The following is a 16,990-nucleotide window of genomic DNA, read 5'->3' on the forward strand; positions in this document are numbered from 1 at the left end:
ATCCTATGTTTCAAAAAGCACTATGGCTAAGAACATATCAACAAAGTAAATATGTTGTATGGTTATTTTGGCTCGTCAGCTTCTATACTTTGTCATATTACTACTATATGACTTCTATTCAACAGCAACAATTTCTAAATGACAATAAAAAGTGGAACTATGTATATCATTACAATTTTGATTTAACACTCATAAATCCCGTCACACTGTTAGGTAGTGTGCTTATCTTGCTAGCTTGTACGTTAATTGGATGGGAAAGACAAAATAACGCTAGCGACTTGTTATGGTCTATGCCTTTTAAACGTTCACACCTCTATATAACAAAGTGGTTGTTTGGAATCTGTAATATCGCCGCTGTTGTCATTTTAAACTGGGGACTATTTGCTATTATGAAAAAGTTGACTTTTCATAATAAATATCAAGTATTCTCCCCATTCCATAGTTATTTTATATACATGTTAATTGTATTAATCGCTATTTATACACTTGCCTTATGTATAGGAACAATCGCTGGAAATGTTATATCGCAAGGATTTCTCACTGCAGCTCTATTCATGTTCCCAGTGTTACTTCCAGCACTTATTTCAGGAGTCATTGCTGTTCACTCGAATGCCGACTTTCATGAGAACAATGGCAGTATACATGATATTATGGAAAACATACGTATTTCTAGTCCAACAGAAGATTTTAATATTCGCTTTGATTACAATCCTCAAAATGCTTATACCGATGAGGATGGAGTACGTCATAATGAACCAAACTTTACAAAGATTCCACCGGTAAAAACATTGATTGGACCTATTGCACATATCATTATTTTATTACCACTCGGTATATATTTATATGCCCGTTCAGTCAATGAGCGAAATGGTAACTACTTACTATATCCAAAACTACAAAAAATAGTTTTGACATGCGCAATTTTCTTTGTTGGAATCGCTGGAGGTTTAATACTAAGTCGCGCGCAGTCATTGTCCAGCTTTTACATCGGATTTTTAGTAACTAGTTTCATTACGTATTTCTTCCTACCTAAAATATTAAAATGGAAAGTCTCTTGGAATTTCAAATAAAATAACCTCCTTTAAAAGGAGGTTATTTCACATTTTCTCTCCTATCCCCATACACCATCTCTTCTTTCATCCCAAATCCATCACCATTTTGCACAATTTGCTCTGTCGGTGCAACTACACTTTCGGCAATTTTCCATTCCCCACGCTCTTTTACGAATACTTGTAGAAAATAGTTTATGCCATCTAATTGATATGCATTTTCTTTTTTCACATTATAGTGAATCGCAATGTAGTACACTTGAATGTTTTCTTTCCCTATTTTTGATACGTATTGCGATAGTCTCGGTATATAAAGTGCTGCTTTCTGAAAAGATAGTTGCTTCGCTTTAACAAGCGATGAACTTGTTACATTACGTAATGTGTCCCGATTACGAATATTATCGCTATGGTGGAATAATACTGCGTTTTGCATAGAACGAACCCATAATTTCGAATATAAAACTGTATTATCAGTTTCAATGTACTTCACTTCTTTTCGCACCACTTGGATAGGCGTATCTGCGTACGTGAATGTTTGAAAACAGAAAAAACTACCAAATAAAATGGTAAGTGCAGCAATATATTTCATAATCTTTCCTCCGATCTTTTAATTAAAGTATCGGAGTTTCAAAATATTTTTATTCAAAAGAAAAAGGATAGGAGTGCTTTCGCTTCCTATCCTCATTTATTATAATACGCGGCCAAATAGTTCTAAGACCATTTCTATTTCTTGGTCGCTCCAACCTTTAAATCTCTCTTTATAATATTCTTTACGCACAGCTTCAAGTTTTTCAGTTACTTCTCTTCCGTGCTCTGTAATTTCTAAGTACACGATTCGACGATCTGAATTAGAACGTTTTCTTTCTACTAATCCTTTTCGTACGAGACGATCTGTAACAGCTGTAATATGACTGGAGGTTACGTTTACTTCACTCGCAATTTGCGAAGCCATCTGTGGACTGTTTAAAAATAACGCACGTAATACAGAAAATTCATTATATGGCATATGTTCTGCAAAACGTGTATTAATATCATTTTGTAATAAACGTATCATTTTTCGAAATGATGCAGATAAATCTAAAATCAGCGTTTCTCTTTTTTCGTTCAATAGCCTCGTCCCTTTTTTATCATATTTACACATATTATAATCTATAAATACCTATGTTGTATATGCTTTCTTTCCTCAACATTCTCATTTATGTAACTTTTTTCATATAAATTTCTTTTTTGTTCACACATATACATATAAAAAGGATGGTGATGGAAAATGCAGGGTGGAATGAATCCTTATTTACACAACGTACGCACTGCTAATACTGGTAAAGAAGCTACTATTACTGTACAAGGAGAAGGTGTTGTAAAAGCAAAACCGAATGTTGTTATATTAACACTCGGCATTCGAACAGATGATAAAAATGTAAAGCAGGCTCAAGAAGAAAATGCAGTGCAATCCAAACAATTGCTGGATGCACTTAAACAGCTTGGTATTGCCGATAAAGATATAGAGACGATTTCTTATACAATTACTCCTCAATACGAATATGTAAATGATAAAGCATTGCTGCAAGGATACCGTGTAGAGCATTTGTATGAAATTACCGTTTTAAATGTACAAAAAGCTGGGGAAGTATATGATATAGCCGTTTCAAATGGCGCAAATGTAGCAAAAGGTTTACGTTTCCGAGTATCTCATCCAAATAAATATTATGAGCAAGCTCTCATTCAAGCTCTGCACCAGGCAGTAGAAAAAGCTCGTGCTATTGCGAGTACATATAATTTAAATATTAATCCCGTTCCCCTCTCATTCGTTGAAGAATCTGCCCAATTACCAAGGGAGGTTACGTCTTATGCTACTTTACATGCGCAAGCAGCCCCGCCCATTCAATCGGGAGAGTTAGAAATTATTTCAACAATACGGGCAATTTTTACGTATTTATAAATAATTTCATTTATAAGTAAACGTTATCATTTTCCTTGTTGTAAAAACATGATGTTCTGATATAATAAAGGACGGTGAGCTCTTACGAAAGAGATATCACGGGTGGGAGAGGGATATGAAAAAGAAGGTTTAACATGAAAGGAATACTTGAAAGAACATTTAAATTAGGTTTACACGAAACATCACCAAAACAAGAAGTTTTAGCTGGAGTTACGTCATTTTTCACGATCGTATATATTATGATTGTAAATGCGTCAATTTTATCTGATGCTGGCATTCCTCTTGAAGCTGGAATTTTAGCAACTGTTTTCAGCTCATTTGTCGGATGTCTACTCATGGCATTTTGGGCAAATGCACCTGCTATTCTTGTCCCTGGTATGGGTGTAAATGCATTCTTCACGTACACAGCTGTGCATACGCTTGGACTAACTTGGCAAGAAGCATTGGCTGCTGTCTTTATCTCTGGTATTATTTTTGCAATTGCCGCTTTTACACCAATCGCTCGCGTGCTATCAGTATCAATTCCAAAGTCATTAAAAGAAGCAATTACTGTCGGCATCGGATTATTTTTAGCGTTTATCGGATTGCAAAAAGGTGGTTTAGTCGTTTCGAACCCAAATACTGCTGTTGCAATGGGTAAATTAAGTAACCCTGTCGTTCTTGCGACCGTGCTTACTCTTATCGTTGCACTTGTACTATTTATTCGTAACGTACGTGGAAACTTTTTATGGACGATTGCAATAGGAACTGGTATTGCATGGCTATTTGGCCTTGTTGATACAAGTCAAATCGGAAATAGTTCATTCTCATTCGCTAATTACGGCGATGTGTTTGGAGCTATGTCATTTGGCAAACTTTCTTCCTTACCGTTTTGGATTGCAACATTCTCCTTAAGCATGGTGCTTATTTTTGAGAACATGGGACTTCTGCACGGTTTATTAGAAGATGACCGTAAATTCCCACGTGCTTACCAAGCCAATGCAATTTCAGCAATGACATGTGGTCTATTTGGCACAAGCCCTACCGTATCAACAGTAGAGAGTGCCGCAGGTATTACTGCAGGCGGAAAGACAGGTCTGACGTCTATCGTTACGGGGTTGTTATTCTTTGCATCATTGTTTGCACTTCCGTTTGTCAAACTAATTCCTGATAGTGCCATTGCACCAATCTTAATTATTATTGGCGGCCTGATGATTACAAGCATTCAGCAAATTCCTCTGAACGATTTTTCAGAAGGATTTCCAGCGTTCTTAATTATCGTCATGATCCCGCTCACATATAGTATCGCTGATGGCATTGCGTTCGGATTTATTGCTTATCCTATCTTAAAAGTTGCTCTTGGAAAGCGTAAAGAAGTCGCACCATCTATGTATATCATTACATGCTTATTCTTAGCTATGTTTGTATTACATGCCATTGGTTAAGAAAAAACACCGGGGAAATCCTCGGTGTTTTTTACTTAAACCATCCTTTTTTATAAAACCAGGCCATCATTCCGCCGCCAATTAATGCCATTAGAAGAAGACAAATAAAATAACTATATTGTCCACCAAGCTCTGGCATATGCGTAAAGTTCATTCCATATACTCCCGCAATAAATGTTAATGGCATGAAAATAGTCGAGAATACAGTTAATGTTTTCATAATGTTATTCATATGATGTGAGTTTAATGAAAAATAACTATCCCGAATATCCGCCGTTAACTCTCGACTTGCCTCAATCATTTCCGTAAGTTTAAGTAGATGATCATGTATATCTTTAAAATAAATCTCATGATCACTTATACCGTAAAAACGAGTGGAATTCAAAATACGATACAATAAATCACGCATTGGAATAATTGTACGTCTTAACTTAGATAAATCTGCCCTAATATCAAATACTTCTTCTAGCACGGCTCCTGCTGTCTCACCTGTTAAATTATCATCGATCGCATTTAAATGATCTTCAATGTAATATACAGGTGCGAAATAATCATCTACAATTTGATCAGTGATCGTATGTGCTACATGTAAAGGCCCTTTCTTAATCCGCCTCTTCTCACCAAGTGTTTTCCATACTCTTTCAATTGCATTATTATGAGAAAAATGGAAAGAAACAATATAGCGATCACTAACAAACAAATCAATTTCATGTGGTTCTAGCCCATCTTCTCCAAACGCGTGAAGAACTAAAAAGTTATATCCATCATAAAAATCAACTTTTGGCCTCTGTACATATTCTAGACAGTCTTCAATTGCAAGGGGATGGAACTTAAAATGGTCTTGCAGAATATATGTATACTCTTCTTTCGTTGGCTTATATAAATCTAGCCAATACCATACAATATGGTCTTTCTTTGTTTCTTCTAGAGAAACATCATATAATACTTCATCTGTTTTTGTTACTGCACAAATTCTAATCATAATTTCACCCATTATTATTATAAACAAAAAATAGTAAAAAAAGCCAAGGAGAAATCTCCTCAGCTTTTTTTTATTACTTCGTTACGATACCGTGTACTAAAGTTGGTGCATCTACGTGTTCTTTAGAGATCTTCATGTTCTCATAAATTTTCGCTTTTACATCTTCAACATTTTCGCGGTTTGCGTAAATTGTAACAAGGGATTCACCTTGCTTCACGCCATCGCCTACTTTTTTGCGCAGCATTAGACCAACTGCTAAATCAATTTCAGACTCTTTCGTTGCACGTCCTGCTCCTAAAAGCATTGCTGCTGTTCCGATTTCGTCTGCAACGATTTCTGATACATATCCGTCTTCTTTCGCTTCCACTTCAATTTTAAATTGTGCTTGTGGCAATTTAGAAGGGTCATCAACAACAGATGCGTCGCCGCCTTGCGCTGATAAGAACGTTTTAAATGATTCTAGCGCTTTTCCGTTGTTCATTACTTCAATTAGCTTTTTACGTGCATCTTCTAAAGATGAAGCTTGTCCAGCAAGGTACACCATTTGACTTCCAAGTGTTAAACATAGCTCTTCTAAATCTTTCGGCCCTTTACCTTGTAATGTATCAATTGCTTCTTGTACTTCTAATGCGTTACCGATAGCTTCACCGAGTGGTTGACTCATATCAGAAATAACTGCCATCGTATTACGACCAACGTTATTACCGATGCGTACCATTGCTTCTGCTAAACGTTTTGCATCTTCATCCGTTTTCATAAATGCACCTGCTCCAGTTTTTACATCAAGAACAATTGCATCTGCACCAGCAGCAATTTTTTTACTCATAATCGAACTTGCAATAAGCGGAATTGAGTTTACTGTTGCTGTTACATCACGAAGTGCATATAACTTTTTATCAGCAGGTGTTAAGTTACCACTTTGGCCGATAACAGCGATTTTATTTTCATTTACAAGACGCATGAATTCATCGTTTTCAATTTCCACATGGAATCCTGGAACTGCTTCTAATTTATCAATTGTACCACCAGTATGTCCTAAACCGCGTCCAGACATTTTCGCTACTGGTACACCTAAAGCAGCTACTAATGGACCTAATACAAGTGTCGTTGTATCACCAACACCACCTGTCGAATGCTTATCTACTTTTACACCTTCAATAGCTGATAAGTCGATTGTATCACCGCTATTTACCATTGCCATCGTTAAATCAGCACGCTCTTGATCGTTCATATCTTGGAAGAAAATTGCCATTGCAAGTGAACTTACTTGATAATCAGGAATATCACCATTTGTATATCCTTCAACAATAAAGTTAATTTCTTCTGTCGTTAATGCATGTCCGTCACGTTTTTTTGCAATTAGGTCCACCATTCTCATTGTGAAGTCACCCCTTCATTTGTTTTACGATTGCTTTTACTAATGCTAAGAAGTTAGCTTTAACACGTTCTGTCGTTTCAATTACTTCATCGTGGTGAAGTGGCTGATCTAAAATACCAGCTGCCATATTTGAAATACAAGAAATACCTAATACTTTCATACCAGCGTGACGCGCTACAATTACTTCAGGTACTGTTGACATACCAACTGCATCTCCGCCAAGTGTACGAAGCATACGAATTTCAGCAGGTGTTTCATATACAGGACCTGTCATTCCTACGTATACACCTTCTTGTACTTTAATATTTAAGTCTGCTGCAACTTGTTTCGCCATTTCGCGAAGTTCTACTGTATATGATGTAGACATATCAGGGAAACGTACGCCCATTTCAGAATCATTCGGTCCGATTAATGGATTCGTACCCATGAAGTTAATGTGGTCTGAAATTAACATAAGATCGCCTGGCTCAAATGATGTATTTACACCACCAGCTGCGTTTGTTACAACTACTGTTTCTACACCTAGTTCTTTCATAACACGAACTGGGAATGTTACTTTTTGCATGTCGTATCCTTCATAGAAGTGGAAACGTCCTTGCATTGCTACTACTGTTACACCTTGAAGTGTACCAAATACTAGTTGACCTGCATGGCCTTCTACAGTTGATACTGGGAATTCAGGGATTTCACTGTAAGGTACTGTTACTGCGTTCTCAATTTCATCTGCTAATACACCTAGTCCTGATCCAAGGATTAGTCCTACTTGTGGTGTCTCTTGAAATTTCTCTTTTAAGTATGAAGCTGATTTTGTAATAAGTTCACGATTCATTTGTTTATCCCCCTATTTCTTTAGCTCGTTTAAGAAGCTTGTTCCGTATTCTGGCATTTTCACACCGAAGTTTTCTGCTACTGTTGCACCAATATCAGCAAATGTTTGACGAAGTGGTAACTCTTGTCCGCCTTCTTTCATGCTTGGGCTATATGCTAATAATGGTACATATTCACGTGTATGGTCAGTACCAGGGTGAATTGGATCATTACCGTGGTCTGCTGTAATTAATAATAGATCATCTTCTTTTAGTTTTGCGAATACTTCTGGAAGACGTGCATCATATTCTTGCAGAGCTTCTCCGTATCCTTGTGGATCACGGCGGTGGCCGAATAATGCATCAAAGTCAACTAAGTTTAAGAAACTAAGACCTGTAAAGTCCATATTTAATGTATCTACAAGCTTATCCATTCCATCCATGTTAGACTTCGTACGAAGTGATTCCGTTACCCCTTCGCCATCATAAATATCAGAGATTTTACCGATAGCAATTACATCGTAGTCACTATCTTTTAATTCATTCATTACTGTACGGCCGAATGGTTTTAATGCATAGTCATGACGGTTTGGTGTACGTGTAAAGTTTCCAGGTTTACCAACGAATGGACGAGCAATAACACGACCTACCATGTACTTCTCATCTAATGTTAATTCACGTGCAATTTTACAGATTTTATATAACTCATCAAGTGGCACTACTTCTTCGTGTGCTGCAATTTGCAATACGCTATCAGCAGAAGTATAAACGATTAAAGAACCTGTTTCCATTTGCTCTTGACCAAGTTCATCAAGAATCTCAGTTCCAGAAGCTGGCTTATTACCGATAATTTTACGGCCTGTTTTTTCTTCTAATTCATCAAGTAATTCTTTCGGGAATCCTTCCGGGAACACTTGGAATGGTGTATCAATGTAAAGACCCATGATTTCCCAGTGACCTGTCATTGTATCTTTACCAGTAGATTTCTCTTGCATTTTTGTGTAATATCCAAGTGGTTTCTCTACTTTAGAGATACCTTTCATTTCACGAATGTTACCAAGACCTAATTTCACCATGTTAGGCATTTGTAAACCATTCATATGTTCAGCAATGTGACCAATTGTGTCAGATCCTAAATCACCAAATTGCTCAGCATCTGGTGCTTCACCGATTCCCACAGAGTCCATTACGACTAGGAATATACGTTTATATTTATTCATAACTGCGACCTCCTATAAGTTCAGTTCTACTTCTTGTAGTATGTTCAAAACGCTATAAAGTGAAACTGTTATCCATAAGAATTCTCATTGTCAAACAGTACTTCTTTAAACCATTCTCTAACCTATTTCGTTTTACTTGAAACGACTCAAAAACATTTCTAGTTTTTTCTAAGTCAGATGTCAGACATCTGATACTGATATCATAACATGTTTACGCTTTCTTTTTAATACATTTTCGTAGAATTTCTCATTTTCTTCACACTTCTATTGTAATCCATTCTGCAACGAAGTGCTAATTATTTTATGATTTATTTCTTCATAACAAAAATAAAAAGTAGCTCTAAAGAGCTACTTTTTATTTTACTTCTATCGTTTCTTCTTTATGTTCATGCAATTCGCCTTTTCTTACATGCACTTTCACTTTGTAAGAGCCGTTCTCTTTGAAAGTATGTTTCGTTTCATACTCTCCTTTATTTCCTTCTTTCGCTGGAATAAATTCGTGTTTTTCAACACCATCTTTCCAAATCTCTAGTTGTACTTCAGCACCAGTTAATGCTTCTTCTTTTTGCTTTAAATGAACTTTCATTGTAGATTCAGCATTTGCCTTTATGTCTCCAGCCATAAGATGGATCATTGTGTCACTTTTATGATCTCCATGTCCTGCACTGTGGTCACTATTTTCTTTTTTCGCATCTTCTACTTTCGCATTTCCTACAGCAACTTTATGTTCTGGCATAACGTGCATATCACGTGCATTTGTATGAGGAATAATATGATATACTCCGTCAGTTTCAAATGTTTTCTCTACTGCATAAACACCTTTTCCTTTATGCTTACCATCTAACATCTCGTGCTTCTCGTCGCCATCTTTCCAAATTTCAAACTTTACATCATCGGCATCGGTTACTCTTTCTTTTCCTTGTGTAACAAGTGCTTGTACTTCTGTTTTTTCACCAGGTTTAATTTCTTTCGGATTCGTTTGAATTGCTACGTTTACACTTTCAAGTTTCTTTTCTTTTTTCGGTTCTTCTTTGTTTGTATTACAGCCAGCCAACGCTAGCATCGCGATAAATAAAGTTATAATCAGTTTTTTCATCATCATTTCCTCCTTTATACTTTATTTAGTATAGAGGAAATACATTGTAATATTCCAGTCTTCTGCTGAAAACAATATACGAAATGTTTGTGAAGTTTCTGTGAAACGGTCTTCCTCTCTTAATCTATGAAAAAAAGAGCATAGTAACTATGCTCTTGGATGAAACTGTTTATATACATCTTTTAATCTAGTTTTTGAAACGTGCGTATAGATTTGCGTCGTTGAAATATCTGCATGTCCAAGCATTTCTTGTACAGCACGTAAATCTGCTCCATTTTCTAATAAGTGCGTAGCAAACGAATGACGCAACGTATGAGGTGTAAGCTCTTTTTCAATATTTGCTTCTTTCGCTAATCGTTTTAATATTTTCCAAAATCCTTGTCTTGATAATCGATTACCATGATGGTTTAAAAAGAGTGCATCTACTACTTTTTTCCCCATTAATTCTCTTCTTCCTTTTTCAATATACTTTTGAATCGCTTCCGTTGCTAAACTTCCTAGTGGAATAATTCTTTCTTTATTCCCTTTCCCTATGCAACGAACAAATCCCATCGTTAAATGTACATCTTCTAAATTGAGTGCAATCAATTCTGAAACACGAAGTCCTGTTGCATAAAGTAACTCTAGCATCGCCTTGTCACGAATCCCAAAAGCACTTGTCATTTTTGGTGTTTGAAGTAACGCCTCTACTTCATCAACTGATAATACTTTTGGCAATTTCCGTTCCCCTTGCGGCGTTTCAATATGTACGGATGGGTCGTGTTCTACCGCTCGTTCACGAAGTAAAAATTGGTGGAACGAACGAATTGATGCAATATGACGCGCCAATGTTTTCGAAGATTTTCCGTTTTCTTTTAAATACTGCAAAAAGTTAACAATGTGTAAACGGGTCACTTCATGAAAAGTTTTCGTCTGTTCCACATTTTGCAAATACTTTACGTAGCTTTTTAAATCCCGTTCATAAGATACTACTGTATTCTTTGCTAATCCTTTTTCGACAACCATATAATGAATAAAATCTTTTAATTGATCTTCCACTCTACACTACTCCCCATTTTCATAGAAAAACATCATTCTATTTACGAAAGCATCCTTTGCCGGTTCTTCATTCCCTGATACTTTTTCTACAGTCTCTTCTTTAGGTTTTTCATAACGATGATAGCTTTCATATTCTTCATTTATCCATAGTATAGCGAAATAAAACAAAATCGTACAACTTGTAAATAATAAAAATACTTTTATTCCATCAAAAGTTAATTTTAAAGCTCGGCGCATTGTAAATTCCTCCAAAATATAAGTTATTACAACATATGCCAAGCTTTCATCAATTTATACCTTATTCAAATAAAAAACCTCTTCCTAGATAAATAGGAAAAGGTTATTTTTCATCCGTTTCATTTTCTTGACAGTTTTTACAAATCCCATGGAATGTTAAACGATGATCTTTCACCTTAAAGCTCCAGTCTCGCTCTACTTTCCTTTCCACTTCACCAAGTAAATCTTCTTGTATTTCTTGTACAGCACCACATTGTGTACAAATCAAATGATGGTGGAAACGCTGCGCACCTTCTTGGCGTAAGTCATAGCGTGAAACACCGTCTCCAAAGTTAATCTTATCGACAACTTTTAACTCAGATAATAGTTCTAAAGTTCGGTAGACGGTTGCTAATCCGATCTCTGGCGACTTTTCTTTTACAAGGAGGTAAACATCTTCTGCGCTTAAATGATCTTCTTCATTTTCTAGCAGCACACGAACTGTTGCTTCACGTTGCGGTGTTAATTTGTAGCTCGCTGCATGTAATTGCTTCTTAATTCGTTCAATTCTTTCTTCCATTCGGTACTACTCCCTCCTCGCCACTCTTACACCATTATATCAGAAGAAGGGCTTCTGTCAAAAGAAAAACAATAAAAACAAATTGATAATTATTCTCAAAAAGTATTTATTTTTTATTAATAGCCTCAACAACTTCTTTCATTAAAACTGGTGATGCGTAAGCCTCCACACTAGAAGCAAGTGCTAACACCACTCCAATTACAAGAAAGAAGCATGTATACCGGATTAATAATGGTAACAGTGGCTCGGTTATTTTTCTAATAAATTGATGCCTAATCATCCGTAAAGAAAAACTTGCAGCAATGGTTGTCATAACGAGAAAGACTGGAATGATAATTAAATTTTGTGGCAAAACAGATACAAATGCTAATAATAGTCCATTCCATCCATGCTGACTTACTAAAAAACCAACTGTAAATCCAACAACAACTCCTTTTACAAATAATAAAATAAAAATAAGTGGTAATCCAACAATTGAAATCCCTAAAATCCAAATAAATCCGATGTATTTTAATTGCGAAAAGTAACTTTCTCGAAACATTTCGCCCGCAATGGCAAATTCTCCTTTAGAGACTTGTCCAAAAAAACGTTGTAAATAAAATGATAAATCTTGTTTTTGATTGATTTGTAAACTATTCACAAGAATGGCTCCGAATATTACTCCCATCAATAATAAAACAGCATTAAATATATATAATGAAGAGTTTTCCTGTATGTGAGACATTACACGGTCTTGCCAATTTTTTCGCCACATTTTTCTTCCCTCCGTTCACACTCTTATTAAAAATGTATGAAAGAAAGAAAAAAGTATGACGAATTAACATTGAAATTCCGCTCTACTTTGCTAAACTAAAAAGTAGAGAATAGGAGGGATTTCTCTTGAAACCATTATTATTAGATTTTCCAACATTATTTCAAACTGAACGCTTGCAAGTTCGTAAACCATTTCCAGGTGATGGTGCAGAAGTATATGAAGCAATCCAAGCTTCTCTAGAAGACTTAGTACCGTGGATACCAATTAACGCTGAAACAGAAGAGAGTGCTGAAGAAATTGTTCGCGAAGCTCACGGACAGTTTTTACTTCGTGAAACACTTGATTTTCACTTATACGATAAAGTATCTGGTACATTCATCGGAGCAATTACACTAAAGCCTGAAAACTGGGATATTCCAAAGTTTTCACTTCACTTCTGGCTACATAGTGCCTATACAAAACAAGGCTATATGACCGAAGCTGTTAAAGGTGCGATTCAGTTCGCCTTTGATAAACTAGGTGCTAGAAGAATTGAAATCCGTACTGATGCAACAAATATAAATGCATGTAGCTTAGCAGAACGTTTAGAATTCATTCTAGAAGGTACAATGGAAAATGATTTCCTAGCACCAGATGGTAGCTTACGTGATGCACGTGTATATGCAAAAATCAATTAAAAAACACTCGCCTTTGGCGAGTGTTTATTTTTGTAGTTGTAAATATTGTACTGCAAACATCGTCTTCGCATCATGAATACGAAGATCTTTCATAAGAGTAATCGCTTCTTCTAATGATACTTCCATTAATTCCACAAACTCATCTTCATCTAACTCAGCTTTATTTTCTTTTTTTGTCAAACCTGTCGCTTTATATACATATAAAATTTCATCTGCGAATCCTGGAGATGTATAGAAAGAAGTAATGAGCTCCATATTTTCACATACATATCCTGTTTCCTCTTCTAATTCACGAACTGCTGTTACCTCTGGTTTTTCACCAGGTTCTAACTTGCCGGCTGGAATTTCTATAATCGCCTTTTCAAGCGCTTTACGATACTGCTCAACAAGCACAATTTTCCCCTCATCCGTAATAGCAATAATCGCAACTGCACCAGGGTGATTTACAATTTCACGTTTACTCATTTCTCCATTTGGTAATACTACATCATCAACACGAACTTTTATAACTCTACCATCAAAAATCGGCTCAGTTTTTACTGTTCTCTCTGTAAGATTACTCATACTACTTCATCTCCCTGTTCTATTTCCTATTCTTTCTTCATACATTTTACCACATTGAAAGGAGCGTGATAGAAATGAAAGTTTATATTTTACCAAATCGCATCACGTTAGTCGGAAAAGCATGGCAAATTCGCCATAAGCTAAAACAATATAGCAAAGAGTATACAACTGTACAAGAGTGGATTACAGCAAATAAAGTGAAACATTAATCATGCCTTTACGGGCAGTTAATGCGAAGCGAAAAAGGAAACGTTTGTCAACCTCTTTTCCCTCTCGTACAATAAAGGTAAGGAGGTTGACCTATGAAAAAACGTCAATTAGGAAACTCAGATTTGTTTGTTACAGAAATGGGCCTTGGCTGTATGTCTCTCGGTACATCTGAAACAGAAGCTATGCGTATTATCGATGAAGCGATCGATTTAGGAATTAATTTTTTTGATACAGCAGATTTATATGATTACGGATTAAATGAAGAATTTGTTGGAAAAGCCTTGAAGGGGAAAAGAGACCAAATTGTTCTTTCAACGAAGGTTGGAAATCGTTGGACAGAAGAAAAAAATGGCTGGTCTTGGGATCCTTCTAAAGCTTACATAAAAACTGAAGTAAAGGAAAGTTTACGTAGACTTCAAACTGATTATATTGATCTTTACCAACTTCATGGCGGAACGAATGAAGACCCAATCGATGAAACAATTGAAGCTTTTGAAGAATTGAAAAAAGAAGGTATTATTCGCCATTACGGTATTTCTTCTATACGCCCAAATGTCGTTCGTGAGTATGCAAAACGCTCAAACATCGTTAGTGTACTAATGGAATATAGCCTTTTAAATCGTCGTCCAGAAGAATGGTTCCCCCTTCTGAATGAACACCAAATTAGTGTCATTGCTCGCGGGCCACTTGCAAAAGGAATTTTAACTGACAACAATGCAAGAAAAGTAGAAAGAGTAAAGGAAAAGGATTATCTCTCTTATTCTTACGATGAATTACATACAACTCTAGCGAGTGTAAAAGAAACGATTGGAGAAAGCTCTTTAACAGGAACAGCTATTCAATATTGCTTACATAATAAGACTGTTGCAGCTGTTATACCTGGTGCAAGCTCGCTTCAACAATTGCAGGAAAATATACGAGCTAGCCAACAGTTACCTTTAACTAAAGAAGAATACGTACAACTTCAAAAGATTGTTAAATATGACACATATGCTTTGCATCGTTAAAAATATCGAATTACCGATAAACAGAAGACTGTCTCCAGTATTAGGAGACAGTCTTTTTTATAACGTATCATATTTATCAGGATTCGTTCCTACATGTAAATCACGATTCAACGTGTTAATTTGACGTATCTCTTCTTCAGTTAGTGCAAAATCAAAAATAGTAAAGTTTTCTTTAATACGAGATGGTGTAACAGATTTAGGAATTGTAACAATCCCGCTTTGAATATCCCACCTTAATATAACTTGTGCAGGTGTTTTTTCATATTTGTTAGCAATAGCCTGAATGATTGGATGCTGGAATACTTCTCCGCCCCTCATTAACGGACTCCATGCTTCCATTTGAATTTGCTCATCTTGACAATAATTACGCAATTCAAATTGCGTCAACATCGGATGAAGTTCCACTTGGTTTACCATCGGCTTCACTTTGCAATTTGGTAATAATAGTTCTAAATGATGTTTATGAAAATTAGAAACACCAATCGCACGCACTTTACCTTCTTCATACAATTTCTCTAAAGCTCGGTACGTATCAACATACTTCCCTCTTACCGGCCAATGTATTAAATATAAATCTACATAGTCCATTTGTAATTTTTTTAAACTCTTTTCAAACGCCTCGAGTGTCTCTTCATATCCTTGATCGTCGTTCCATACTTTTGTTGTAATAAATATATCTTCTCTTGGAATTCCTGATTCAAGTATCGCCTCTCCGACACCGCTTTCATTTTCATACACAGTTGCTGTATCAATTGAACGGTATCCAACTTCTAACGCTGTTTTTACTGCTTGTTTTACTTCGTTGCCTTCTTTCGCTTTATATACGCCTAGACCAATCATCGGCATTTTCACGCCATTATGAAGTGTAGTTGTTGGAATATGCACAGTCGTCTCCCTTTCATTGTTACATTTTTTATAAGCCATAACTTTATTTCAACAAGATTCATCCAAAAAGTCAAAACATACGTACAGTTTACATAACACTTTTATATAGCTAAAAAATAACGTGAACTCATTCATTCACGTTATTTTCTCTCCATTCTTTCGCTTTTTCATCCACATTGCGCACAAACTCATTTTTCCCTTCCGTATATAACGTGCCATCATATGTATACTTTTCGGCTAATTCTTTCTTTAAGGTTGCATATGCCTCTGCTTCTTCACAATGAGCCATCATATAATCACGAAACGCTAAATGCCTTACTATCTCTGGATTTCCTTTTTCAAACACGTGTAAATGATACGAACGTTTTTCCTCAGTTCCATGAATAAAATATCGGCGTCTTGAAATACCATTTTCCCCTTTTACGATGTAACCAAGCTCTATAAATCGTTCATTCCACCCATCTACTCTTTCGATATTTTCTACTTCCATGATCATATCAATAATAGGTTTAGCTGCCAGTCCGGGCACTGACGTACTTCCAATATGATGCATTTTCACCGTTTCTGGCATCGCTGATTTTAATCTTTCAGCCTCCATTTGAAATTTTTCAATCCAATGGTTTTCATGCGGAACAACGACAATTTTTCTCATTCTAACTCCCCTTTTCTTACAAGCTCGTCAAAAAATGATCAGTGGTATTTCACTGATCATTTTTTTATTATTTAAAGTCTTTCCAAGTAAGGTTACTTTCACTTAGCAGTTCTTCAAATGATTTATTTTTTTCACGTTCTTTTTGTTCTTGGCGCTTTCTTTCCAGTTCAGCTGCCTCTTTTTCCTCTTCTCTCACTTGCAACTCTTTCTTCTTACTCTTTAATTGTTGCATGAGTGAATCATTTAATTGATCGCCTAATGTAAGTGTTTCTTTCTTTGGTTGATTCACTTGCGATTGTCTTTGCATTTGTCTTTGTTTCTTTTTCTTCATGCTACTCACCTTTTACTTTTTTCTCCATTATAGTAGATACACGATGAAATCGACAATAAAAAAGGGTCTTTACTCTATTATTCACTTTTTGTAAATATGTTAATTTTTCGAAAAGACTAAATTTTTATGTAGCTATAATCCTATGAATCTATTAAAATTATGTCGTATGATGTCAGATTATA

21 protein-coding genes are annotated in these 16,990 nt (G+C 35.8%); 6 read left to right on the forward strand and 15 right to left on the reverse strand.

Annotation, left to right across the window (positions count from 1 at the left end; genetic code table 11):
* Positions 1-5: 5 nt before the first annotated feature.
* On the forward strand, positions 6-1,070 hold the full coding sequence (locus AC241_RS20195) for an ABC-2 transporter permease (RefSeq protein WP_050844481.1): 1,065 nt from the start codon (positions 6-8) through the stop codon (positions 1,068-1,070).
* Positions 1,071-1,092: 22 nt separating this feature from the next.
* Here the strand turns inward: AC241_RS20195 and AC241_RS20200 are convergent, their stop codons facing one another.
* Positions 1,093-1,638: a hypothetical protein gene (locus AC241_RS20200; RefSeq protein ID WP_050844482.1), complete on the reverse strand. Its 546-nt coding sequence runs from the start codon at positions 1,636-1,638 to the stop codon at positions 1,093-1,095.
* Between the two features lie 99 nt (positions 1,639-1,737).
* Entirely contained in the window at positions 1,738-2,157 is a 420-nt protein-coding gene (locus tag AC241_RS20205; RefSeq protein ID WP_001003307.1) for a MarR family winged helix-turn-helix transcriptional regulator, read from the reverse strand.
* Positions 2,158-2,316: 159 nt separating this feature from the next.
* Between AC241_RS20205 and AC241_RS20210 the strand changes: the two genes are divergently transcribed.
* Together AC241_RS20210 and AC241_RS20215 are read left to right on the forward strand one after the other, a co-directional pair.
* Positions 2,317-2,988, forward strand: a complete 672-nt coding sequence (locus AC241_RS20210; RefSeq protein ID WP_001161449.1) for an SIMPL domain-containing protein — start codon at positions 2,317-2,319, stop codon at positions 2,986-2,988.
* A gap of 134 nt (positions 2,989-3,122) precedes the next feature.
* Positions 3,123-4,412 (forward strand): NCS2 family permease, encoded by a 1,290-nt coding sequence (locus tag AC241_RS20215; protein WP_000676248.1) that lies wholly within the window; start codon positions 3,123-3,125, stop codon positions 4,410-4,412.
* A gap of 31 nt (positions 4,413-4,443) precedes the next feature.
* Here AC241_RS20215 and corA read toward each other — a convergent pair whose 3' ends face one another.
* The 9 genes from corA to spoIIM all read right to left on the reverse strand — a co-directional run bounded on the left by corA (position 4,444) and on the right by spoIIM (position 12,452).
* Positions 4,444-5,406 carry a magnesium/cobalt transporter CorA gene (gene corA / locus AC241_RS20220; RefSeq protein WP_002026281.1) on the reverse strand — a complete coding sequence of 321 codons (963 nt, stop codon included), beginning with the start codon at positions 5,404-5,406 and terminating at the stop codon, positions 4,444-4,446.
* A 61-nt stretch (positions 5,407-5,467) separates the two neighbouring features.
* The gene (locus tag AC241_RS20225) at positions 5,468-6,772 is read right to left on the reverse strand and encodes a pyrimidine-nucleoside phosphorylase (RefSeq protein WP_029443250.1); all 1,305 of its coding nucleotides are present in this window, start codon (positions 6,770-6,772) and stop codon (positions 5,468-5,470) included.
* 7 nt (positions 6,773-6,779) lie between these two features.
* A complete protein-coding gene (locus AC241_RS20230) occupies positions 6,780-7,601 on the reverse strand; it encodes a purine-nucleoside phosphorylase (RefSeq protein ID WP_001078446.1) in 822 nt (273 codons plus the stop codon).
* A 12-nt stretch (positions 7,602-7,613) separates the two neighbouring features.
* Positions 7,614-8,798 (reverse strand): phosphopentomutase, encoded by a 1,185-nt coding sequence (gene deoB, locus AC241_RS20235; RefSeq protein ID WP_016080381.1) that lies wholly within the window; start codon positions 8,796-8,798, stop codon positions 7,614-7,616.
* A 355-nt stretch (positions 8,799-9,153) separates the two neighbouring features.
* Positions 9,154-9,897, reverse strand: coding sequence for a FixH family protein (locus tag AC241_RS20240; RefSeq protein ID WP_029443251.1), 744 nt, complete (start codon positions 9,895-9,897; stop codon positions 9,154-9,156).
* 144 nt (positions 9,898-10,041) lie between these two features.
* Positions 10,042-10,932, reverse strand: a complete 891-nt coding sequence (gene xerD / locus AC241_RS20245; protein ID WP_000390088.1) for a site-specific tyrosine recombinase XerD — start codon at positions 10,930-10,932, stop codon at positions 10,042-10,044.
* Positions 10,933-10,938: 6 nt separating this feature from the next.
* On the reverse strand, positions 10,939-11,169 hold the full coding sequence (locus tag AC241_RS20250; protein ID WP_001250432.1) for a YqzK family protein: 231 nt from the start codon (positions 11,167-11,169) through the stop codon (positions 10,939-10,941).
* 103 nt (positions 11,170-11,272) lie between these two features.
* Positions 11,273-11,728, reverse strand: coding sequence for a ferric iron uptake transcriptional regulator (fur, locus tag AC241_RS20255; RefSeq protein WP_000392657.1), 456 nt, complete (start codon positions 11,726-11,728; stop codon positions 11,273-11,275).
* Positions 11,729-11,834: 106 nt separating this feature from the next.
* Positions 11,835-12,452, reverse strand: a complete 618-nt coding sequence (gene spoIIM, locus AC241_RS20260; protein WP_224413400.1) for a stage II sporulation protein M — start codon at positions 12,450-12,452, stop codon at positions 11,835-11,837.
* Positions 12,453-12,607: 155 nt separating this feature from the next.
* Between spoIIM and AC241_RS20265 the strand changes: the two genes are divergently transcribed.
* The gene (locus AC241_RS20265) at positions 12,608-13,159 is read left to right on the forward strand and encodes a GNAT family N-acetyltransferase (RefSeq protein WP_000803479.1); all 552 of its coding nucleotides are present in this window, start codon (positions 12,608-12,610) and stop codon (positions 13,157-13,159) included.
* Positions 13,160-13,183: 24 nt separating this feature from the next.
* On the opposite strand, the gene AC241_RS20270 is transcribed toward AC241_RS20265, so the two are convergent.
* A complete protein-coding gene (locus tag AC241_RS20270; protein ID WP_016080378.1) occupies positions 13,184-13,723 on the reverse strand; it encodes an NUDIX domain-containing protein in 540 nt (179 codons plus the stop codon).
* A gap of 74 nt (positions 13,724-13,797) precedes the next feature.
* On the opposite strand from AC241_RS20270, the gene mciZ reads away from it, so the two are divergent.
* Together mciZ and AC241_RS20280 are read left to right on the forward strand one after the other, a co-directional pair.
* A complete protein-coding gene (mciZ, locus tag AC241_RS20275) occupies positions 13,798-13,932 on the forward strand; it encodes a Z-ring formation inhibitor MciZ (RefSeq protein ID WP_000870292.1) in 135 nt (44 codons plus the stop codon).
* A 93-nt stretch (positions 13,933-14,025) separates the two neighbouring features.
* Positions 14,026-14,940: an aldo/keto reductase gene (locus AC241_RS20280; RefSeq protein ID WP_016080377.1), complete on the forward strand. Its 915-nt coding sequence runs from the start codon at positions 14,026-14,028 to the stop codon at positions 14,938-14,940.
* Between the two features lie 57 nt (positions 14,941-14,997).
* Here the strand turns inward: AC241_RS20280 and AC241_RS20285 are convergent, their stop codons facing one another.
* The 3 genes from AC241_RS20285 to AC241_RS20295 all read right to left on the reverse strand — a co-directional run bounded on the left by AC241_RS20285 (position 14,998) and on the right by AC241_RS20295 (position 16,808).
* Entirely contained in the window at positions 14,998-15,825 is an 828-nt protein-coding gene (locus AC241_RS20285; protein ID WP_050844484.1) for an aldo/keto reductase, read from the reverse strand.
* 127 nt (positions 15,826-15,952) lie between these two features.
* A complete protein-coding gene (locus tag AC241_RS20290) occupies positions 15,953-16,477 on the reverse strand; it encodes a GrpB family protein (protein ID WP_016080375.1) in 525 nt (174 codons plus the stop codon).
* Positions 16,478-16,544: 67 nt separating this feature from the next.
* Positions 16,545-16,808, reverse strand: a complete 264-nt coding sequence (locus AC241_RS20295; RefSeq protein WP_000727561.1) for a YqkE family protein — start codon at positions 16,806-16,808, stop codon at positions 16,545-16,547.
* Positions 16,809-16,990 lie beyond the last annotated feature (182 nt).

The sequence above is a fragment of the Bacillus thuringiensis genome (assembly GCF_001182785.1).
Classification (GTDB): Bacteria; Bacillota; Bacilli; order Bacillales; family Bacillaceae_G; genus Bacillus_A; species Bacillus_A thuringiensis_S.